Here is a 16,371-nt window from a genome sequence, read left to right as displayed (position 1 = left end):
GGTTCTCGCTGGGCATGTCGCAGCGGCTGGGGATCGCGGCGGCACTGCTCGGTGACCCGGAGGTGCTGCTGTTCGACGAGCCGGTCAACGGGCTGGACCCGGAGGGAATTCTCTGGATCCGCAAGTTCATGCACCGGCTCGCCGACGAAGGCCGCACCGTGTTCGTGTCGAGCCACCTGCTCTCGGAAATGGCGCTCACCGCCAGCAACCTCGTGGTGATCGGCAAGGGGAAGCTGATCTCGCAGAGCAGCACCAAGGACTTCGTGGCCCGCGCGGCGGAGAACACCGTGAAGGTGCGCAGCCCGCAGCTCGCCGAGCTACGTGGCCTGCTGGTTTCGGCCAGCGCGAGCGTCACCGACTCCGGCGACGCGATCCTTGTGTCCGGAATGGACAGTGACAAGGTCGGCGAGATGGCCGGGGCGGCGGGAATCGTGCTGCACGAACTGAGCCCGCAACAGGGGTCACTGGAACAGGCCTTCATGCAGATCACCGGCGACTCGGTGGAGTACCACACCGAGCTGGAATCCGAGGCACGGCAAGTCCTCGCGCCGAGCGGGAACTAGGGGAGAGAAGAAGACGATGACCCTGCTCGCAGTCGAAAGAATCAAGCTGTTCACCACGCGTTCGCCGTGGTGGTGTGCGCTCGTCACGCTCGTGCTGACCATCGGCTTCGCCGCCCTGATCGTCGGCAACTCGAACGCCGAGGTGCCCGCGACGGTCGCCTCCACCCAGTTCGGCTACAGCTTCGGCATGGCGGTGATCATGGTGCTGGCCGCACTGTCGGTCACCACCGAGTACCGGTTCGGCACGATCCGCACCACGTTCCAGGCGGTGCCCAACCGCACCGCGGCCCTGCTCGCGAAGACCGGCGTGGTGGCCACGCTCGCGCTGGTCATCGGTGAGCTGTCCGCGTTCGGCTCGTGGGCCGTCGGCCGGGCGCTCAAGCCGGGCGCGAACCTCGCGCTCACCAGCGGCGCGGACTGGATCAACGTCGCCGGGGTCGGCGTGATCTACGCGCTGGCGGCCGTGATCGCGGTGGCTGTCGGAATCCTCATCCGGCACAGCGCCGGCGCGATCGCACTGCTGATGATCTACAGCCTGGCCGTGGAGAGCCTGGTCCGGCTGATCCCGAGCATCGGGGACGACATCTACAAGTGGATGCCCTTCAACGTCGCCGACAAGTTCCTCACCGGCAACGGCGCGTCGAACGCAGGGCGCGCGGCCGGGGACGGAGCGCCGATGTCCACGGCGGTGCTCGGCCAGGGCTGGGCGCTGGCCTACTTCGCGGGGTTCGCGCTGGTCCTGCTCGTACTGTCGCTCAGCAGCGCCCGCCGGCGCGACGCGTAGACCACCACAGGGGAAACTCCAGCGGGACTCGCGAAATTTTCGGGGCGCGGGGTGCTGGACAAGGGGAAAGAAAGGCCCTGGGCCGCCATTCGGGGGGCGGCCCAGGGCCGCACCCGTTTGCCGGCCCCGTTACGGCACCCGGGTTAATAACACGTTAAGCAGCTGTGGTTGCCCTCACAGACACCCGACTTCTGGCATCTGACCAGGGAATATGGGTAATACCACGTCAGGAAACCCTACGGAGGTGACCCTTGACGGTGGATATCGTTCCCGCAGCGCGCAGCGTGGCGCATCAGCCGACTCTCGAACCATTGGACGGCCTGCAGTGGTCGCAGGCCATCGAACTGCCGCGCGCCATCGCGTCGGCGACCAAACCGTCGGAGATTCGTCGCGCCTGGATTCACCGCGCTCCGGAGAGCGAGGTGCTGGCGCTGTTCCGCGCCGTACACGGCAGCGGCGAGCTCATCCCGGCACCGTGGTGGCTTCGCGCACTGGCCGCCGGTGAGCTGGATTCGCGTGAGACCGGGTTCCGCATCGAGGACCGGATCGCGCAGCTGCTCTCCCGCCGTACCGGCTGGGAGTATGTGCCATGGGCCGCCGACGGTGAGTCGGGGTACTGGGAGTTCATGCCCTCGGAACGGGGCAGGTCCGGGCACAAGATCCCGACGACGATCCTGAACACGAGCCGCCACAACGGCTGGATCGACGTGCTGCCCGCGCACAGTGGCACCACTCCCGAACCGCTCGCGGTCGCCGGGCTAGCCGGTCTGCGATCCCGCTTGGGGGAGTTCGAAGCGGTCCGCTGACCCCCGCGCCGGTCGGCGGTCACGGCCATTCGCCGAATGCGGGTCGGCCTCCGGTTGCGGGGTGTCGGCCTGCTCTGACCGGATCAGTAAGTTGGGACTCGTGGAAAGCGAGCAGCAACCGCGCCTGCGTAGCGTAGTGAGCTACGTGCAGCGCGGCGGCCGGATGACCGTCGGGCAGCAACGGGCGTGGGATCAGTGCTGGCCGGAGCTGGGCCGGAAGGTGTCCGAACTGGAGCCGGGGCCGATCGACTTCGCCAAGTGGTTCGGCCGCGCGGCGCCGGTACTGCTGGAGATCGGGTCCGGAATGGGCGAGACCACAGCGCAGCTCGCCGCGGCCGAGCCTGAGGTCAACTACGTCGCCGTCGAGGTGTACGAGGCCGGGCTCGGGCAGCTGATGCTGCGGGCCGAGAAGCTCGCACTGGAGAACCTGCGCCTGCTGCACGGGGACGCCGTGGTGCTGCTGACCGAGCACGTCCCGCCCGACACGCTGTCCGGGGTGCGGATCTTCTTCCCCGACCCCTGGCCCAAGAAGCGGCACCACAAGCGCCGGTTGATCCAGCCCGAGTTCGTCAAGCTCGTCGCGTCCCGGCTCGCACCCGGCGGGATGCTGCACATGGCCACCGACTGGGAGCACTACGCCGAGCAGATGCTCGAGGTGTGCTCCGCCGAGCCGCGGCTGCGCAACCGGTTCCCGGACTGGGCGCCGCGGCCGAGCTGGCGGCCGGTGACCAAGTTCGAACAGCGCGCCAACGAAGAGGGCCGGATCAGCCACGACCTGATCTTCGAACGGGTGAAGTGAGCGCCGCCCTTCCCCCGGCGAAAGGCGGCACCCACTCCGGGCCTCACTCGTCCGCGAGCGGTTCGGCGCGCACCCCGTTCAGCGCGGGCGTGCACACCGACGCGGCGAGCACGGCCACCCCGAGGCCGAGCACGACCGGCGCCAGCACCCACGGCGTGACCAGGGCGGACGCCCCCGAATGCGCGTCCTGGACGAGCGAGAACAGGCCGAGCGCGACCGCGACGCCGACGACGCCGGCACCGACCGTCGCGGCGAGCGCGGGCAGCGCCGCCTCGGCCCGCAGCGCCCTGGACAGCAGGCGTACCGGCGTGCCCGCCGCCATCAACGCGCCGAATGTGCGGCGGCGGTCCATCACCGAACCGGCCGTCGCGATCGCCGCGCTGCACCCCGCCAGCACCGCGGCCGCGACCAGCCCGATCACCGTGACGCGGCGCAGGTCGGCGAGCATGATGTGCTGCCGGACCACGTGGGTGTCCTGCCCGTACACGGTTTCGCCGGTCGCGAGCAGCGCGGTCCGCACGGTCTCCGGATCGCTTCCCGCGGTCGAGACGAGGATCTCCGCGTCCCGCGGCTGGACCCCGGCGGGTATCGCGGCGGGATCGATGATCGCCGAAACCGAGGCGCTCCGGCCGTTGACCGTGCCCATCGGGCGCGACGCGGTGCCCGGGTTGAGCGGCACGCCCGGCTCGTCGTACCCGCCGCTGACGGTGTAGTCGCCGGCGCCGAGGAAGCTGTAGACCGCGGGCCCGGCCGCGCAGGTCACGTTGACCTTGAGCAGCTGCCCCGCCTGCGCGCAGGTCACGACGTAGGCCGTGATCCTGCTGCCGTTGACCGTGCCGAGCGTGACCTCGCCGACCGCGACGGCCCGTGCCTGCTGGCCGGTCTTCGCGAGCCTTTCGTTGGTCTGCTCGGTCAGCGGGCCGACCTTCTCCCCGGAGGTGTAAGCCGCCAGCACGGAGTCGCGCAGCGATCCGCTGCCGCCCGCCATGCCCTCGAAGCTCGGCATCAGGGTCAGCGCCATCGAGCCGACGAACACCGCCAGCACCACGCCCGCCGACGCCCGGTACGCGCCGCGTGGATCGTCGAGCAGCCGCCGCCCGGCGAGCAGCCCGGACGGGCGGCGCCAGAACCGCACGAAGATCCGGCCCACCGCGTAGGTCACCCATGGCCCGACCACGACGGCCGATCCGACGACGAGCAGCAGCCCGAGCAGGATCATCTCCAGGCTCGGATCGTCGCTGCTCACGGCGTAGAAGAAGAACGCGCCCGTGATCGGCAGCGCGAGCAGGCGCCACGGCCGCAATGGCTTCGGTCGGTGTGCCGAGGCGGCACCGACCGGGTTGCTCACCACGCGCCGCAGGCCGACCACGGCGGCGAGAAGAACCAGCGCCGGAATCGCGACGACCAGTGCCACCTCGACCCCGGCCGGCATGTCGAAGTCGGAGGACCGCCAGGTGCCGCCGTCCCACGGGACGAGCGTCGCCGCGGCCTGCAGCACGGGACTCACCGCGAGGCCGAGCAGTGCGCCCGCGACCGCGGCGATCCCGGTCTCGGCCGCCACCATCGAGGTGACCTGGCCGGGGGTGGCGCCGGCGAGCCGCAGCGCCGCGAGCCTGCGTTCCCGGCGGGCCGCGGTGAGCCGAGACGAGGACGCGACCAGCACCAGGCTCGGCACCAGCAACACGACCACGCCGACCCCGGCGAGCAGTTCCAGCATCGGGTCCGGCTCGGCGATGCTCGCGGTCTGGAAACCGTTGGTCCGCACGGCACTGTCCGGCATCGTGTCCGGCGTGTGCCCGACGACCGCGACCAGCTGGCCGGGGTACTTGAGCGCCGCGTCGGTCAGCGTGCCGACGACCCGCCCGGGGAACCGGTCGGCGAGCTGGGCGGCGGGCAGTTCGTGCATCCGCTCTAACAGGCCGGGCGACACCAGCACCTCACCGGGCCCGGGAACCCGCGGCACGCCCGGCGGCAGCGCGATCGTCGACGGGTCCACAGTGGACGCCAGGTCGACCCGGTCGATGGCGTCGCCACCGGTGTAGTCCTCGGTGTGCGAGAACAACATCGCGGTGCCGTCGCGGTCGTAGTCCGGCAGTTGCCAGTTCGCACGCTCGGCTCTGGCTTGCGTCGCGTACGGCAGACTGACCAGCAGCAACACCAGACCGGTCGCGACCGCGACGCCGACCGCGGTCAGGATCGTCGACGTTCTGGTCTTTCGGTCCACGCGTAGCACGCGCGACGCCAGCCCGAGGACCACACGAAGACTGCGCGACGAAGGAGCGACGTCGGAGGAGGACCGATCGGGTGCGGGTGTCCCGCGTTGGCACTGCAGTGGGTTCATGCGACGGCCACCCCGGTGGCGATCCGGCCGTCGCGCATGATCACCGTGCGCGGCAGCGAATCGGCCAGCTCGCGGTCGTGCGTCACGATCAGCACCGAGGACCCGGCGTCACTGGCCGCGACGAGCAGCGCGTCCATGGTCTCCTTGCCGGTGCGCGTGTCGAGCGCGCCGGTCGGCTCGTCGGCGAAAATCACCTTCGGCTGGTGGGTGAGCGCCCTTGCGATCGCGACGCGCTGCGCCTGGCCGCCGGACAGCTCGCCCGGCCTGCTGCCCTCGCGGCCGCGCAACCCCAGCCGGGTCAGCCATTCGCGTGCCGCGCTCAGCGCCTGCTTGCGTGCGGTGCCGCCGAGCAGCAGCGGCAGCGCGACGTTCTCCTCCGCCGTCAACTCCGCGACGAGCATCCCCTGCTGGAACACGAAGCCGAACTCGCTGCGCCGCAGTTCGCTGCGCCGCTTCTCGGAGAACTGGTCGATCCGTTGCCCCGCAAGGAAAATCTCGCCCGCATCCGGTTTGAGAATACCGGCGAGCACGTGCAGCAAGGTCGTCTTGCCGGAACCGGACGGCCCGACGATCGCGACGGCCTCGCCCTGCTGGATGCCGATGTCTGCCCCCGCCAGCGCGTGCTGCGTGCCGTACCGCTTGACCAGTCCCCGACCGGACAGCACCGCGTGACCGCTCTGTGCTGGTGCGGTGTTCCTCCGAAGTGGATTCATGCACAGCACATTCACAGCCAGGCACGCGGCGCCGGATCAGCCGATCGGCCGATCTGGGGTGGCCGGGCGGCCAAGGTGCGGATGACTTCGAATCCTCTAACGTCACGGTGTGCCGTTCTCCGACCGCCTGCCCGCGCTCCAGCGCAAGCTGGGTCTCGAGGGCTTCGTGCTGCTCGCGGCACTGCTCGGCGATCTGCTGATCATCCTGCCCGCCGCGTTCGACGACGTGGGCCCGCGCGGGCGCGATCTGCTGTTGCTGCCGGGCATCCTCGCGATGGTCGGCTGCGGGCTGTGGGGCAGGCGGCACGCGGTGCAGGCGTCCTTCGCGGCGTCGGCCGTGCTGATCGCCTCGACGGCGGTGATCCGTTACGCCGACGTCACGCCGTACTCGACGCTGCTGACCGACGTCTCGCTCGCCGAAACCGTCGCCGGGCTGGAGCTGGTGTTCTTCTGCGTCCGGTGGGCACGGCCGTGGTTCTCCTTCACCGCGGTCAGCTCGCTGGTGGTGGCCACGCTGATCGCGATCGGCGGCCGCGACGGCGTCAACATCGGCTCGAACCGGGTCTTCGAGACCCTGTTGATCGGGCTGGTGCTGCTGATCGCCGCGGTCGCGATGGGAGTCCAGTTCCGGGTGCGGAGCCCCATGGAGCACACGTCCGCGGCGACGAAGATGTTCCGCGAGCAGTGGCCGCTCATCGGCGCGATGTGCCTGCCGTTGTTCCTCGAACTGCCGCAGGCGCTGGACAAGGGCCCACCGGCGCTGCCGCTGCTGGTGTGCTCGCTCGTGAGCGCGGTGCTCGCCGTGCTCGCGTCGCGTCTTCCGGTGCGCGCGGGCCTGCTGCTGGCCGGGGTGATCCTGGTGTCGCCCATCGGTTTCCGGGCCGCGCCGCGGTACCAGATGGCGTTCGACACCCTGCCGGTCACCGTGATCGCCGCGGGCCTTGTCGTGGTGGTCTTCCTGATCCGCACCGTGCCGACGCGGCCTGCCTGGCTCACGATCGGCGCCCTGTCGCTCGCCGTCGCGCTCGCCTCCGCAGCGAACGTTCGCGACGGGTCGAATCTCACCATCCTGGCGATCGGCGCGATCCTGCTGCTCGGCCTCGCGGTCGCGATCGGCCTGTACTTCCGGGCCCGGGATTCCGAACGCGCGAAGGTCGTCGAGGCCGCGGTGACCGAGGCGCAGACCTCGGAGCGGATGGCGCTGGCCCGCGAACTGCACGACGTGGTCGCGCACCACGTGACCGGAATCGTTGTGCAGGCGCAGGCGGCGAAGCTGATGGGCGAGTCGAACCCCAAGCTCGCCATGGAGGCGCTGGACCGCATCGAAACGGCCGGCACCGAGGCACTCGTCGCGATGCGGCGGCTGGTGCGGAGCATGCGGGGCAGCTCGCAGGCCACCGAGCAGGCCACCATGAACCTGGAAGCCGACCTGCGCCAGCTGATCGCGGCCGCACACCACGGTGTGCACACCGATGCGGACCTGCGGCTCCCGCCGGACATCCCGCAGGAGGTCGCCCGCTCCGCGCTGCGGCTGGTGCAGGAGTCGCTGACCAACGTCGGCAAGCACGCGGCGGGCGCGACGCGCGTCGAGGTGCTGGCCGAGGTCGTGGAGACGGACCTGCACATCCGGGTGAGCGACGACGGCAGGGCGCCGGTCGGCAAACCCGTCGGGGGCTCGGGCGGCTACGGTCTGGTCGGAATGCGCGAGCGGGTCGAGTTGCTGCACGGCAGCCTGACCGCCGGGCCGGTCGACGGGGGCTGGCTCGTCGACGCGTGGCTGCCGTTGCAGGGGGAAGCCGAATGATCCGGGTGCTCATCGCCGATGACCAGAGCATGGTGCGCACCGGGTTCCGGATGATCCTGGACACGCAGGAGGACATCGAGGTCGTCGCCGACGTCGCGGACGGGGTCGCGGCCGTGACGAAGGCACGCGAGCTGCGGCCGGACGTGTGCCTGCTCGACATCCGCATGCCCGGCCTCGACGGACTCGAGGTGACGCGCCAGCTCTCCGGTCCGGAGGTGGCCGATCCGCTGAAAGTGGTCGTCGTGACCACGTTCGACCTCGACGAGTACGTGCACACCGCGCTGCGCAACGGCGCGAGCGGCTTCCTGCTCAAGGACGCCGGGCCCGCGCTGCTGATCGAGGCGGTGCGCGCCGCGCAGCGCGGTGACGCGCTCGTGTCGCCGCAGATCACGGTGCGGCTGCTGAAGCACTTCGACGGCGGCGGTCCCCGGCGGGACGTGGAGCAGCCGAAGGAACCGCTGACCGCGCGCGAGCTGGACGTCGTGCGGGCGGCCGCACGGGGGCTGACCAACACCGAGATCGGCGCGGAGCTGTTCCTGTCGTTGTCCACCGTGAAGACGCATCTGGCCTCGGTGCAGGGCAAGATCGGGGCGCGCAACCGCGTGGAGATCGCCGCGTGGGCCTGGCGCAGCGGGTTGCTGGATTCCTAAGATCGGCGCATGTCACGTCGATTCAGCGCCCCCGTCGTCCTGCCATGTGACCCAGCCTGTTCGGTGATCCGGGACGGCATCGTCGAAGTGACCGACGGGCGCATCACCTACTGCGGCCCGGCCCAGCAGGCGCCGGCTTCGGATGCCCCGGTCACCGCGCTGCCCGGAATCCTGGTGCCCGGCCTGGTGAACGCGCACGCGCACTCGCCGATGACGCTGCTGCGCGGGATGGGCGGGGACCTGCCGCTGCTGCGGTGGCTGAACGAGGTCATCTGGCCCGCCGAGGCCAAGCTGCGGGCCGAGGACGTGCGGGCCGGGATGCTGCTCGGCTCGCTGGAGATGCTGCACAACGGCGTGACGACGAGCGCCGAGATGTACTTCCACGCCGAGGAGATGGCCGAGGCGGTGCTGACGACCGGGGCGCGGGTGGTGCTCGGCGGGCCGATCATCGACCTGCCGGGTCTCGACTGGCGGCGGATGATCGCCGGCACGGAGAAGTGGATCGACGCGGAAGGGCTGGTTTTCGGACCCGGGGACCGGATCGAGCTGTCATATGCGGCGCATTCGGCGTACATGCTGCCGCCGGAAGCGTTGCGGCTCACCGCGGAGTCGGCCGCGGCGCGGGGAGCTCTCGTGCAGATCCACGTCGCGGAGGCGCCGAACGAGGACGAGAAGCAGCGCGCGGAGTTCGGTTCGGTGCCCAAGCTGCTGGACCGGGTCGGCCTGCTGGACGGCCGGGTGGTGGCCGCACACGCCGTGCATCTGTCCGATGAGGACATCGCGTTGTTCGCCGCGAAGGGGGTCGGCGTCGCGCATTGCCCGGGGTCGAACGCCAAGCTGGCCTCGGGTTTCGCGCGCCTGAAGGACTTGCGGGCCGCCTCGGTGGCGGTCGGTCTCGGCACGGACGGCCCGGCGAGCAACGACGATCTGGACCTGTGGGAGGAGGTTCAGCTCTCCGCGATGCTCGCTCGTTTGTCCACAAAGGACTCCACGGCGTTGAGTGCCGCCGACGCGCTGCTGCTGGCGACGCGCGGCGGCGCGGAGGCGCTGGGCCGCACGGACATCGGTGCGCTGGAAGCGGGCCGATGGGCGGACATGGTGCACATCGACACCGACGACTTCGCCTTCGCCGCGGGCCTGGACGTGCCCGACGAGCAACTGCTGGCGAACCTGGTGTGGGCATCGGGTTCCCGGCGCGTCCAGGACGTCTGGGTCGCGGGCGATCAGGTCATCAAGGACGGCGAGCCGACCCGCGCGGACCGGGCGAAGGCCCTCGCCTCGGCCAAGGAAGCCGCGGCGAGGCTGATGGGCTGAGCTCCTACCGGTTTCCTCGCGGTCGCACCACGATCTCCGTCGGATGTGCGTCCGGAGTCGCCGTCACCGCGCCGAGCACCGCCGCCGCGACGGATTCCGGGCGCAGGTACTGCTCGGGGCGGTACTCGCCGCCTTCGCTCGCGACCACCGACTGCTGCATTTCCGTATCGGTGCGGCCGGGGAAGACCGACGTCACGCGCAGCGCCTCCTCTTCCGCACGCAGGACGTCGGCGAACGCGCGGGCGCCGAACTTGCTGGCCGCGTAGCCGCCCCAGCCCGCCCTGGCGCTCAGGCCCTGCCCGGAGTTGATCACGACCACGTGTCCGCGCGCGGCGCGCAGCGCGGGCAGCAGCAGCCGGGTCAGCTCCGCGACCACGACCACGTTGACCTCGAAGTTGCGCCGCCACCGGTCCGGGTCGGACTGCTCGATCGTGCCCAGCTCGGCGACGCCGGCCGAATGCACCAGGACGTCGAGCCGGTCGATCCGCGCCGCGGCTGCGGCCAGTGCCGCGAAATCGGTCAGCTCCACCGGCCACGGCTCGGCCTGCGGCAGCTCGCCCGCGGCCTTCGCCAGCGCGTCGGCGTCGCGACCGCCGAGCAGCACGCGGTGGCTGGGCGCGAGCGCACGCGCGACGGCGGCGCCGATACCGCGGCTGGCGCCGGTGACCAGGGCAAGGGGTGTTTCCGACATGCCTCAACCGTAAATCGTTCTTGACGAACCGTGCCGGGTGGCCTGTTATTTCTTCATGTCGACGCGGACCGCAACCCAGGGAAACCGGGTACTCAGCAAGGTCGCCATCCGGATCATGCCGTTTCTGGCACTGCTGTATTTCGTCAACTATCTCGACCGGGTCAACATCGGGTTCGCCGGGCCCAACGGGATGAACCACGAGCTGGCGATGACCTCCACCGCGTTCGGTTTCGCCTCCGGCATCTTCTTCCTCGGCTACCTGATCCTCGAAGTGCCGAGCAACCTCGCGCTGCACCGCTTCGGCGCGCGGCGGTGGCTCGCCCGGATCATGATCACCTGGGGCATCATCGCGACCGTACTCGCGTTCGTGCCCAACGCGACGACCCTGATCATCCTGCGGTTTCTGCTCGGCGTCGCCGAAGCCGGGTTCTTCCCCGGCATCATCCTGTATCTGACCTACTGGTTCCCGGCCGCGCAGCGCGCGAAGGCCGTCGCGCTGTTCATGACCGCGATCCCGATCTCCTCGGCGATCGGCTCGACCGTGTCGAGCCTGCTCATCGCGCACGGGCACGGCATCTTCGGCCTGTCGGGCTGGCGGTTCATGTTCCTCGTCGAAGGTGTCCCGTCGATCCTGCTCGCGTTCGTGACCTGGTTCTACCTCACCGACCGGCCGGAGAAGGCCAAGTGGCTCACCGAGGACGAGCGCAAGTGGCTCACCGGCGAACTGGACGCCGAACGCCGGGCCACCGAGGCGGAGTTCCACTGGCCGCTACGGAAAGCGCTTACTCACCCGCGCATCATCGCGCTCGCGTTCGTCTACTTCGCGATCGCCTACGGCCTGTACGCACTGGGTTTCTTCCTGCCGACGATCATCGCCGGCTTCGGCGCGGAGTTCGGCACCAAGCTCTCGGTGACACAGGCCGGGCTCGTCACGGCGATCCCGTACGTGGTCGGTGCCGTGGTCATGGTGCTCTGGGCACGGCACGGCGACCGCACGAACGAGCGCAAGTGGCACGTCGCGATCCCGATGCTGCTCGGCGGCATCGCCATCCCGATCGCGCTGTACATGGGCAACCCGTACGCGGCGATGACCGCGGTGACGGTGTGCGCGGCCGGCGTGTGCGCCGCGCTGCCCACGTTCTGGGCGCTGCCGTCGAACTTCCTCGCGGGCACGGCGGCCGCCGGTGGCATCGCGCTGATCAACTCGCTGGGCAACATCAGCGGGTTCGCCGCGCCCTACGTCACCGGCTGGCTGCGCGACCTGACCGGCACCCAGCGCACGGGCCTGTGGGTCGTCGGCGCGTGCATGGTCGCCGGCGCACTCGTGGCCGTCGCGCTGGGTGCCAGGCCGAAACGAAACTAGCGCCCGGACTTCCAGACCGACACGATGGCCGGGCGGGCGATCGAGGTGCCGCCGTCGGGCCAGTGCGAGGTCGGTGCCGTCGGAGTGCCGTCCTCACCCGGGTGCTGCACGGCGACCAGCACGAAATCGCTGGTGATGACCGGTCCACAGGTCTCGGCGCCGACCGGCACGGTGAGGAACTGCTTGACGTGCCCGCGTTCCGGCCCCTCGACGGGCACCGAGAACAGGCCGTCGTTGGAGCCGAGCTCGTTGCCGTCGGTGGAGATCCAGAGGTTGCCGTACGGGTCGAACGCCACGTTGTCCGGGCAGGAGATGGGGCTGACCTGGTCCTTGGGGAAACCGCCGAAGTAGGTGTCGGCCGTGGCCGGGTCACCGCAGACCAGCAGCAGGCGCCAGGAGAACTTCGGCGACGCCGCGTCGCCGCGGTCCTCCTCCCACTCCAGGATGTGGCCGTTCTTGTTGTTCGTGCGCGGATTCGCCTCGTCGGCCGCCGGTTTGCCCGCCGCGCCACGGTTGGTGTTGTTCGTCAGCGCGGCGTAGACGCGGCCGTTGACCGGGTTCGGCTCGATGTCCTCGGGGCGGTCCATCTTCGTCGCGCCGACCTTGTCCGCGGCCAGCCGGGTGAAGACGTAGACCTCCTCGGCGCTGAATCCGTCCACAAAGGATTTGTTTCCGCTGGCCAGCGGAATCCACTGGCCGGTGCCGTCGAACTCACCGTCGGCGGGTAGCTTGCCCGAACCGTCGATCTCGCCCGCCGGGCTGTCGCCGGTGAACCTGGCGACGTAGAGCGTGCCGTCGTCCAGCAGTGACGAGTTGTGCCGCCGCGCGAACGCGCTGGTGCCCTTCTTGTACTTGCCGCTGGAGACGAACTTGTAGATGTAGTCGAAGCGCTCGTCGTCGCCCATGTACACCACGACCCGGCCGTCACGCGCGATGGCGATGTTGGCGGCCTCGTGCTTGAACCGGCCCAGCGCGGTGTGCTTGACCGGTGTGGAAGCCGGGTCGTTGGGGTCGATCTCGACGACCCAGCCGAAACGGTTGACCTCGTTGGGCTCGGCCGCGATGTCCCAGCGCTGGTCGAACCGCTCCCACTTGCGGGTGCTCGCACCACCCGAGATGCCGTACCGCGCGAGGCGCTGCGCGACGGCCGGATCGGTCACGGTGTTGGCGTTGGCGAAGTACTGGTTGAAGTTCTCCTCGCCGGAAAGCACGGTGCCCCACGGCGTCACGCCGCCCGAGCAGTTGTTCTGCGTGCCGAACACCCTGCGGCCGCTGGGATCGGCGGAAGTCTTCAGGTACTTCGAGCCCGCGGCCGGGCCGCGCACCTCGAACTCGGTGTTCAGCGTGATGCGGCGGCCGTAGCGGCTCGGCACGACCTCCAGGCCGCCCTTGCGGCTCCTGCGCACCTGCACGACGGACAGCCCGTGCGCGGCCCAGGCGATTTCGGCGTGCTCGCGGGCCGGGTTGTTCGCGTCGTACGTGCCGGCCGGGAACATCTGCGTCTCGGTGGTGTACTCGTGGTTGACCACCATCAGCCAGCTGTCGTGGCCGTTGTCGATGAGGCCGACGAAGTCGTTGTTGTAGCCGAACTGCTTGGCCTGCGCGGCCGCGGTCTGCTTGGCGGGGTCGAACTTCGGGGCGCCGTACTCGACCGCGTCGCCCCAGCGGATCACGACGTCCTGCTCGTAGCCGCGCGGGATCACGACGGCGTCGGCGGTGTTGGGTGCGACGGGTTCGAAGTCGGTGCCGGGCACGGGGCGGCCGGGACGCTTGCTCAACGCGGCCGGGGCGGCGGTCGCCGTGCCGGCGAGCGCGGCGAAACCGCCTGCCGCCGCGGCCATCACCGCACCGGCCTTGAACACGCCACGTCGCGACAGGACGTTCTTCGCGACCTCGCCGAAGTACTCGTTGTCGGAGGTGTTCGGCGCCTCGTGGGCACAGGCGTTGCCGCAGCGGTACAAGCAGGTGGTCGCAGCTCTGGCGCCGCTGTGGACGAACAGGGGCAAGGACAACACCGGGCCTCCATCACTCAGTCAGGGGAACTGATCGTGACGTTAAGCGAGAAAGGCCAGGTGCTGCCAAACTACAGGTAAACGAACCTTAAAGCTCTTCGCCGACCAGCGCCGCTTCGGCAGGCACCTGGTGCGGATCGGCCTTCTTGGTCCCGACGGCCAGCAAGCCGCCGGCGATCACGCAGAGCACCGCCGAGACGACGAACGGAGCGTGGTCGGAGCCGAACCAGGCCGCGACGTGCCCGACGAGGGTCGCGGCCGCCGCACCGCCGAGCCACCGGCAGAAGTTGTAGCCCGCACTCGCCACCGGACGCGGCGCGTCGCTGATCGACATCGCGGTGCCGGTGAACAGGGTGTTCAGCAGGCCAGAAATCAGCCCGGACACGATCACCGCGACGACCACCACCGGCTTGCTCGGCACCGCCAGCACGAGCATCAGCACCGCGTAGCCGAGCACCGACAACGCGGTCGCGTGCCGCTCGCCCAGGCGTCCGGCGAGCTTCGGCGCGAACACCACGCCCGCGACCGCGACGCACAGGCCCCAGCCGCAGAAGATCAGTCCGACGGCGACGGCGCCCCAGTTCAGCACGAACGGCGTCCACGCCAGGACAGTGAAGAACGCGGCGGTGTAGAGCGCCGAACCGATCGAGGTGCGCAGCAGACCGCCGTGCGCGAGCGCGCGCAGCGGATCGGAAAGCCGGATTTTCGCGCGTTTCTCGTGTGAGTCCCGGTTCAGGAAGATCGAGCACAGCACCAGCGCGGCCGCCATCAGCACGGCCGTCCCGACGAACGGGCCACGCCAGGAGATGCTGCCCAGCAGCGCGCCGAGCAGCGGACCGACCGCGAGCCCGACGCCGAGTGCGGCCTCGTACAGCAGGATCGCCCCGGCCTGGCCCCCGGTGGCGGCGCCGACGATCACCGACAACGCCGTCGCGATGAAGAACGCGTTGCCGAGGCCCCACACCGCACGCAGCGCGACCAGCTGGCCGATCGACCCGGCCATCGCGCACAACGCGGTCGCGACCACGATCAGGACGAGCCCGGTGAGCACCGTCCTCTTCGGACCGAACTTCGCGCTCGCCGCGCCGGTGATCAGCATCGCCAGCACCTGCACGCCCAGGTACGACGAGAACAGCAGGGTCACCTGAGAGGGCGTGGCGTGCAGCCCCTCGGCGATGGACAGCAGGATCGGGTCGACAAGGCCGATCCCCATGAACGCGATCACGGCGGCGAACGCGGTGATCCAGACCTGTTTGGGCTGGCCCTTCACGGCGTCCAAGAGACTGCCGTGGCCCGTGCTTTTGCGGGGTTGCGCACCCAGCCGGTCCTTCACGGGCGCGCCGTTCCGTGCGGTCCTTCGATCAGCGCTCATCCAGCAACTCCTCCTTTTTCGCTGGATCGACAAGTCGTCGCAGCGCGGGCAACGCGGCCTCGATGGCCGTCCGCTCGGCCGGGTCCAGAGCGGTGAGCCGCTCGCGAAGGAACTCCTCGCGGGCCACCACGAGCTCCTCGACGTATTCCTTGCCCGCCTCGGTCGCCGTGATCAGCACCGCGCGCCGGTCGTCGGGATCGGGCGCCCTGCTCACCAGGCCGAGCCGTTCGAGCCTGCGCACCAGATCAGTCATCGACGGCTGGCGCACGCCTTCGAGTTCGGCGAGCACGCTCATCCGCCGCGGACCGCCGGTGACCAGCTCGCTCAGCACCGAACCCTGCGTCAGGCTCAGCCGGTGTTGCGGCGTCAGCCTGCGCACCACGTAGTAGAGGCGAAAGACGAGCGGTCGCAGCTCGTGTGCGAGCTCAGCTACTCCGGACTTCACTTAGCCATACTAAGTAATTTTAGTTAGCTTGTCGAAGTAAGACCGGTCACAAGGTACGGTTCTGGGCATGGACGCGGTGATCTTCGACCTCGACGGCGTGCTGGTCGACTCCGAGCAGACCTGGGACGAGGTGCGTCGTGCGGTCGTCGCCGGGCACGGCGGAGAGTGGACCGGCGAGGCGACGCGGGCGATGCAGGGGATGAGCACCCCGGAATGGGCGCGGTACCTGGTGGAGGAGCTGGGCGCGCGGCTGAGCCCGGAACGGATCGCCGAGGTCGTCATCGAGGAGATGGCCGCGCGCTACGCCGGTGGGCCGCCGGTGCTGCCGGGCGCGGAGGACGCGGTGCGTGCCGTCGCGGAGCGATTCCCGGTCGCCATCGCCAGCTCGTCACCACCGGTGCTGATCAAGGCGTTCCTGGCGGCGACGAATCTGACCGGACTCGTTCCGGTCGCGGTGTCCAGCCAGGAGGTCGCGGCGGGCAAACCCGCGCCGGACGTCTACCTCAAGGCCGCCGAACTGCTGGACGTGCGGCCGCAAGCCTGCGCCGCCGTCGAGGACACGACCAACGGACTGCGCGCGGCGATGGCGGCGGGGATGACCGTCTACGCCGTGCCCAACCCGCATTTCCCACCCGACCCGGCGGTACTGGCGAACGCCGCGTTCGTCCTGGGCGAAATCGCCGACCTCCCCAACAAGCTCTAGCGCCCCCAACC

The 16,371-nt window shown here is 70.0% G+C and carries 15 protein-coding genes; 9 read left to right on the top strand and 6 right to left on the bottom strand.

What is annotated here, in order from left to right:
- The 4 genes from HFP15_RS41005 to trmB all read left to right on the top strand — a co-directional run.
- Nucleotides 1–563 (top strand): DUF8746 domain-containing protein (locus tag HFP15_RS41005; protein ID WP_168523828.1); only part of this gene is annotated, 563 nt, incomplete at its 5' end.
- Between the two features lie 16 nt (nt 564–579).
- Nucleotides 580–1,347: an ABC transporter permease gene (locus HFP15_RS41000; RefSeq protein ID WP_168523826.1), complete on the top strand. Its 768-nt coding sequence runs from the start codon at nt 580–582 to the stop codon at nt 1,345–1,347.
- A 251-nt stretch (nt 1,348–1,598) separates the two neighbouring features.
- A complete protein-coding gene (locus HFP15_RS40995; RefSeq protein ID WP_168523824.1) occupies nt 1,599–2,153 on the top strand; it encodes a hypothetical protein in 555 nt (184 codons plus the stop codon).
- Between the two features lie 100 nt (nt 2,154–2,253).
- The gene (gene trmB, locus HFP15_RS40990; RefSeq protein WP_168523822.1) at nt 2,254–2,952 is read left to right on the top strand and encodes a tRNA (guanosine(46)-N7)-methyltransferase TrmB; all 699 of its coding nucleotides are present in this window, start codon (nt 2,254–2,256) and stop codon (nt 2,950–2,952) included.
- Nucleotides 2,953–2,995: 43 nt separating this feature from the next.
- On the opposite strand, the gene HFP15_RS40985 is transcribed toward trmB, so the two are convergent.
- Both HFP15_RS40985 and HFP15_RS40980 read right to left on the bottom strand, forming a co-directional pair.
- Nucleotides 2,996–5,176, bottom strand: coding sequence for an FtsX-like permease family protein (locus HFP15_RS40985; protein ID WP_312872000.1), 2,181 nt, complete (start codon nt 5,174–5,176; stop codon nt 2,996–2,998).
- A gap of 113 nt (nt 5,177–5,289) precedes the next feature.
- On the bottom strand, nt 5,290–6,006 hold the full coding sequence (locus HFP15_RS40980; RefSeq protein WP_168523819.1) for an ABC transporter ATP-binding protein: 717 nt from the start codon (nt 6,004–6,006) through the stop codon (nt 5,290–5,292).
- A gap of 109 nt (nt 6,007–6,115) precedes the next feature.
- Here HFP15_RS40980 and HFP15_RS40975 point away from each other — a divergent pair, with 109 nt between their 5' ends.
- The 3 genes from HFP15_RS40975 to HFP15_RS40965 are packed head-to-tail and all read left to right on the top strand — an operon-like array spanning nt 6,116 to nt 9,774.
- Nucleotides 6,116–7,810, top strand: a complete 1,695-nt coding sequence (locus HFP15_RS40975) for a sensor histidine kinase (protein WP_168523817.1) — start codon at nt 6,116–6,118, stop codon at nt 7,808–7,810.
- A complete protein-coding gene (locus tag HFP15_RS40970; RefSeq protein ID WP_168523815.1) occupies nt 7,807–8,460 on the top strand; it encodes a response regulator in 654 nt (217 codons plus the stop codon). The genes HFP15_RS40975 and HFP15_RS40970 overlap by 4 nt, the downstream gene beginning before the upstream one ends.
- A 9-nt stretch (nt 8,461–8,469) precedes the next feature.
- A complete protein-coding gene (locus tag HFP15_RS40965) occupies nt 8,470–9,774 on the top strand; it encodes an amidohydrolase family protein (protein ID WP_168523813.1) in 1,305 nt (434 codons plus the stop codon).
- A 4-nt stretch (nt 9,775–9,778) separates the two neighbouring features.
- Here the strand turns inward: HFP15_RS40965 and HFP15_RS40960 are convergent, their stop codons facing one another.
- On the bottom strand, nt 9,779–10,465 hold the full coding sequence (locus HFP15_RS40960) for an SDR family oxidoreductase (RefSeq protein ID WP_168523811.1): 687 nt from the start codon (nt 10,463–10,465) through the stop codon (nt 9,779–9,781).
- A 55-nt stretch (nt 10,466–10,520) separates the two neighbouring features.
- Here HFP15_RS40960 and HFP15_RS40955 point away from each other — a divergent pair, with 55 nt between their 5' ends.
- Nucleotides 10,521–11,828, top strand: a complete 1,308-nt coding sequence (locus HFP15_RS40955; protein WP_168523809.1) for an MFS transporter — start codon at nt 10,521–10,523, stop codon at nt 11,826–11,828.
- Here HFP15_RS40955 and HFP15_RS40950 read toward each other — a convergent pair.
- From HFP15_RS40950 to HFP15_RS40940, 3 genes are all read right to left on the bottom strand, one after another.
- The gene (locus HFP15_RS40950) at nt 11,825–13,843 is read right to left on the bottom strand and encodes a PhoX family protein (RefSeq protein WP_312871999.1); all 2,019 of its coding nucleotides are present in this window, start codon (nt 13,841–13,843) and stop codon (nt 11,825–11,827) included. The two genes, HFP15_RS40955 and HFP15_RS40950, sit on opposite strands and share 4 nt — an antisense overlap.
- 85 nt (nt 13,844–13,928) lie before the next feature.
- Nucleotides 13,929–15,212: an MFS transporter gene (locus tag HFP15_RS40945; RefSeq protein ID WP_168523807.1), complete on the bottom strand. Its 1,284-nt coding sequence runs from the start codon at nt 15,210–15,212 to the stop codon at nt 13,929–13,931.
- Nucleotides 15,202–15,657, bottom strand: a complete 456-nt coding sequence (locus HFP15_RS40940) for a MarR family winged helix-turn-helix transcriptional regulator (protein WP_168523805.1) — start codon at nt 15,655–15,657, stop codon at nt 15,202–15,204. The genes HFP15_RS40945 and HFP15_RS40940 overlap by 11 nt, the downstream gene beginning before the upstream one ends.
- Before the next feature lie 67 nt (nt 15,658–15,724).
- Here HFP15_RS40940 and HFP15_RS40935 point away from each other — a divergent pair, with 67 nt between their 5' ends.
- Entirely contained in the window at nt 15,725–16,360 is a 636-nt protein-coding gene (locus HFP15_RS40935; RefSeq protein WP_168523803.1) for an HAD family hydrolase, read from the top strand.
- Nucleotides 16,361–16,371 lie beyond the last annotated feature (11 nt).

This window comes from Amycolatopsis acididurans (assembly GCF_012328925.1).
GTDB classification, from domain to species: domain Bacteria; phylum Actinomycetota; class Actinomycetes; order Mycobacteriales; family Pseudonocardiaceae; genus Amycolatopsis_E; species Amycolatopsis_E acididurans.
This window is presented reverse-complemented; position numbering and strand designations above follow the sequence as displayed.

Excerpts from the sequence above, each read along its gene's own strand:
- HFP15_RS41000 (WP_168523826.1), top strand. The coding sequence starts at position 580 with ATGACCCTGCTCGCAGTCGAAAGAATCAAGCTGTTCACCACGCGTTCG.
- HFP15_RS40965 (WP_168523813.1), top strand. The coding sequence starts at position 8,470 with ATGTCACGTCGATTCAGCGCCCCCGTCGTCCTGCCATGTGACCCAGCC.
- HFP15_RS40945 (WP_168523807.1), bottom strand. The coding sequence starts at position 15,212 with ATGAGCGCTGATCGAAGGACCGCACGGAACGGCGCGCCCGTGAAGGAC.
- HFP15_RS40960 (WP_168523811.1), bottom strand. The coding sequence starts at position 10,465 with ATGTCGGAAACACCCCTTGCCCTGGTCACCGGCGCCAGCCGCGGTATC.
- HFP15_RS40955 (WP_168523809.1), top strand. The coding sequence starts at position 10,521 with ATGTCGACGCGGACCGCAACCCAGGGAAACCGGGTACTCAGCAAGGTC.
- HFP15_RS40970 (WP_168523815.1), top strand. The coding sequence starts at position 7,807 with ATGATCCGGGTGCTCATCGCCGATGACCAGAGCATGGTGCGCACCGGG.
- HFP15_RS40980 (WP_168523819.1), bottom strand. The coding sequence starts at position 6,006 with ATGAATCCACTTCGGAGGAACACCGCACCAGCACAGAGCGGTCACGCG.
- HFP15_RS40935 (WP_168523803.1), top strand. The coding sequence starts at position 15,725 with ATGGACGCGGTGATCTTCGACCTCGACGGCGTGCTGGTCGACTCCGAG.